The sequence below is a fragment of the Streptomyces synnematoformans genome (assembly GCF_039531005.1).
Classification (GTDB): domain Bacteria; phylum Actinomycetota; class Actinomycetes; order Streptomycetales; family Streptomycetaceae; genus Streptomyces; species Streptomyces synnematoformans.
This window is the reverse complement of record NZ_BAAAPF010000451.1, coordinates 1-4159: the sequence shown is the minus strand read 5'-3', so window position 1 is coordinate 4159 and position 4159 is coordinate 1. Positions and strand designations below refer to the sequence as shown.

The 4159-nt window shown below is 74.9% G+C and carries 2 protein-coding genes, 1 pseudogene and 1 riboswitch; of the genes and pseudogenes, 2 read left to right on the top strand and 1 reads right to left on the bottom strand.

Features of this window, described 5'->3' with window-relative positions:
• Nucleotides 1-248 (top strand): annotated as a pseudogene (locus ABD317_RS34160) (DNA polymerase IV); the annotation flags it as partial.
• Here the strand turns inward: ABD317_RS34160 and ABD317_RS34155 are convergent.
• A complete protein-coding gene (locus ABD317_RS34155; protein ID WP_344295272.1) occupies nucleotides 249-665 on the bottom strand; it encodes a PRC-barrel domain-containing protein in 417 nt (138 codons plus the stop codon).
• A 139-nt stretch (nucleotides 666-804) separates the two neighbouring features.
• Nucleotides 805-901: riboswitch (glycine riboswitch) on the top strand.
• Between the two features lie 172 nt (nucleotides 902-1073).
• Here ABD317_RS34155 and gcvP point away from each other — a divergent pair.
• Complete coding sequence (gene gcvP, locus ABD317_RS34150) at nucleotides 1074-3971, top strand: aminomethyl-transferring glycine dehydrogenase (RefSeq protein WP_344295270.1); 2898 nt, start codon at nucleotides 1074-1076, stop codon at nucleotides 3969-3971.
• Nucleotides 3972-4159 lie beyond the last annotated feature (188 nt).

Below are 4159 nucleotides of genomic sequence, written 5' to 3'. Positions count from 1 at the left end.
CCGCCCCGCCCGCGCGCCCGCCGCAGCCCGCCGCGGCCGCGCCGGAGCCGGCCGCTCCGCGCTGGCTGCCGGGTCTTGACGTGCGGCACGCCGAGCACGGCCCCGGCTGGGTGCAGGGCAGCGGCGTGGGCCGGGTCACGGTGCGCTTCGAGGTGCCGGGCTCGAAGCCCGGGCGGGTGCGCACGTTCGCCGCCGACGACCCGGCGCTGGAGCCGGCGGACCCGCTGCCGCTGGTGCCCGGCGGCTGATCAGTCGTCCGGCCCGGCGACCTCGCCGAAGTGGCGCTCCCGGGGCTGCGGCTCCTGCCCCTGCCCGTGCGAGGGGGCCTTGGCCACGTCCGGCGGCAGCGCCAGCCCGTAGTGGTGGTAGAGCTGCAGCTCCTGCCCGGGGGAGAGGTGCCGGCCGACGCCGAAGCCCGGTGCGGCCTTGATCAGCTCCCGGTCGTAGGGCACCCGCAGCCCTTCGTCGGCCAGCTCGCTCGGCCCCAGCGGCACGAACGCGTCACGGTGGAACAGGCCCGTGCGCACCGCCGCCCACTGCGGGGTGCCGGTGGCGTCGTCGAGGTACACCTCGTCGACGGTCCCGAGCTTCTCGCCGTTGCTGTCGTACGCGCGCACGCCGATCAGGCTCCGGGGGTCGATGTCGGTCTGCACGGTGCCTCCCACGTCTCGTCACAGCTCCGCTGCCTCCACGTAACGGCACAACGCGCCCCGCGGCCACTCGGCGGGCGCCGCAGGGCGCGCCGGCGTACGCGCCCGCATCGGGCTGCGCGGGGGCGTGCGCTGGTACGCTGACCGTGGCTGCAGACCCCGTGCGGGAGAGTCCTCCGCCCGCCAGACGGAGGCGCCGAAGGAGCAACTCCTCCCCGGAATCTCTCAGGCCCCCGTACCGCACGGACGAGGTCACTCTGGAAAGCAGGGCGGGCCGCACGCGGCCCCTCCTCACCGACGGTGCAAGCCGGCGCCCCGAAGCGGGCCGGCGGTGAAGCTCTCAGGTCCGGATGACAGAGGGGGAGGCCGTACGGGTGCCCGGCACAGGGGCATCCGCGAAGGTCCGTGCGACCAGGAGGCCCCTTGTCCGAGACGAACGCCCACCGCATCCCGCTTTCCGCCCTGGAGCGCGGCGCCCCCTTCGAGCAGCGGCACATCGGCCCGGACGCGGGTGACCGGGCCAAGATGCTCGCCCAGGTCGGATACGGCTCGCTGGACGAGCTGACCGACGCCGCCGTACCCGGTCCGATCAAGGGCACCGGCGCCTTCTCGCTGCCGGCGGCCCGCTCCGAGGCCGAGGTGCTGGCCGAGCTGCGCGGGCTGGCCGCGCGCAACGAGGTGCTGACCTCCATGATCGGCCTGGGCTACCACGGCACCCACACGCCGCCCGTCATCCTGCGCAACGTCATGGAGAACCCCGCCTGGTACACGGCGTACACGCCGTACCAGCCGGAGATATCCCAGGGCCGGCTGGAGGCGCTCCTCAACTTCCAGACCGTCGTCGCCGACCTCACCGGGCTGCCCACCGCCGGCGCCTCCCTGCTCGACGAGGGCACCGCCGCCGCCGAGGCGATGGCGCTGTCCCGGCGCGTCGGCAAGGTCAGGGACGGCGTCTTCCTGGTCGACGCCGAGACACTGCCGCAGACCCTCGCGGTGCTGCGCACCCGCGCCGAGCCGGCCGGCGTCGAGGTCGTCGTCGCCGACCTCGCCGACGGCGTTCCCGCGGAGGTCGCGGAGCGCGGCGTGTTCGGCGTGCTGCTGCAGTATCCGGGCGCCTCCGGTGTCGTACGCGACCTCACGCCCGTCATCGAGCGGGCGCACGAGCTGGGCGCCGTCGTCACCGTCGCCGCCGACCTGCTCGCGCTCACCCTGCTGACCTCGCCCGGCGCGCTCGGCGCCGACATCGCGGTCGGCTCCAGCCAGCGCTTCGGCGTCCCGATGGGCTTCGGCGGGCCGCACGCCGGCTACATGTCCGTGCGCTCGACGTTCGCGCGCAGCCTGCCCGGGCGGCTGGTCGGCGTCTCCAGGGACGCGGACGGCGCGCAGGCGTACCGGCTGGCGCTGCAGACGCGCGAGCAGCACATCCGCCGCGAGAAGGCCACCAGCAACATCTGCACCGCGCAGGTGCTGCTCGCCGTGATGGCCTCGATGTACGCCGTCTACCACGGCCCCGAGGGACTGGCGGCCGTCGCCCGGCGCACCCACCGCTACGCCGCGGTCCTCGCCGCGGGCCTCAGGGCCGGCGGCGCCGACGTGGTGCACGACGCGTTCTTCGACACCGTCACCGTCCGCGTCCCCGGCCGGGCCGCCGAGGTCACCGCCCGCGCCCGCAACGCCGGCGTCAACCTCCGCCTCGCCGACGCCGACCACGTCGGCATCTCCTGCGACGAGACCACCGTCCGGGACCATCTGGCCGTCGTCTGGGACGCGTTCGGGATCGCCGGGCAGGACGTGGCGGCGCTGGACGTGGCGACCGCCGACGCGCTGCCCGCCGGGCTGCTGCGCGCCGACGAGTACCTGACCCACCCGGTCTTCCACCGGCACCGCTCCGAGACCGCCCTGCTGCGCTACCTGCGCACGCTCGCCGACCGGGACTACGCGCTGGACCGCGGCATGATCCCGCTCGGCTCCTGCACCATGAAGCTCAACGCGACCGCCGAGATGGAGGCCGTGACCTGGCCGGAGTTCGCCGGCCTGCACCCCTTCGCGCCCGCCGACCAGGCCGAGGGCTACCTGACCCTGATCCGCGAGCTGGAGGATGGCCTGGCCGCCGTCACCGGCTACGACAAGGTCTCCCTGCAGCCCAACGCAGGCTCCCAGGGCGAGCTGGCGGGCCTGTTGGCGGTACGGGCGTACCACCGCGCGAACGGCGACGAGCGCCGCACCGTCTGCCTCATCCCGTCCTCCGCGCACGGCACCAACGCCGCCTCCGCCGTGATGGCCGGCATGCGGGTCGTGGTCGTCAAGACCGCGGAGAACGGCGAGGTGGACGCGGCGGACCTGCGCGCGAAGATCGAGCAGCACGGCGACGAGCTGGCCGTGCTCATGGTCACCTACCCCTCCACGCACGGCGTGTTCGAGGAGCACATCACGGAGATCTGCGACGCCGTGCACGCCGCGGGCGGCCAGGTGTACGTGGACGGGGCCAACCTCAACGCGCTCGTCGGCCTCGCCGGGCCGGGGAAGTTCGGCGGCGACGTCTCGCACCTGAACCTGCACAAGACGTTCTGCATCCCGCACGGCGGCGGCGGCCCCGGCGTCGGCCCGGTCGCGGTCCGCGAGCACCTCGCGCCGTACCTGCCGAACCACCCGCTGCAGCCCGCCGCCGGGCCGGAGACGGGCGTCGGCCCGGTCTCCGCGGCGCCGTGGGGCTCGGCCGGCATCCTGCCCATCTCGTGGGCGTACATGAAGCTCATGGGCGAGGGCGGCCTGCGCCGCGCCAGCCAGGTCGCCGTGCTCGGCGCCAACTACCTGGCCAAGCGGCTGGAGCCGCACTACCCGGTGCTCTACACCGGCCCGGGCGGGCTCGTCGCGCACGAGTGCATCGTCGACGTACGGCCGCTGACCAAGGCGACCGGGATGTCCATCGACGACGTGGCCAAGCGCCTGATCGACTACGGCTTCCACGCCCCCACGATGTCGTTCCCGGTGGCGGGGACGCTGATGATCGAGCCGACCGAGAGCGAGGACCTGGCCGAACTCGACCGGTTCTGCGAGGCGATGATCGCGATCCGCCGCGAGATCGAGCGGGTCGCCACGGGGGAGTGGGACAAGGACGACAACCCGCTGGTCGGCGCGCCGCACACCGCGGCGCAGCTGGCGGGGGAGTGGCAGCACCCCTACGGGCGGGACGAGGCCGTCTTCCCGGCCGGGGTGAGCCCGGCGGACAAGTACTGGCCGCCGGTGCGCCGGATCGACGGCGCCTACGGCGACCGCAACCTGGTGTGCTCCTGCCCTCCGCTGGACGAATACGACGCCTGACGTACCGCCTTGGACGTACCACACCCGGCCCGGCGGCTCCCCGCCGGCCCGGTGCCGTCCGGGGCGCGCGCGTGGGTACGGGCGACCGCCCCCGGCGCGCGCCGGCCGGCGCTGCCGGGTCCGGCGCTCAGGCCGCGGCGGTCACGTCGTCGGCGTTGGGCGGCCGGGGCGGCGCCATGATCCGCCCC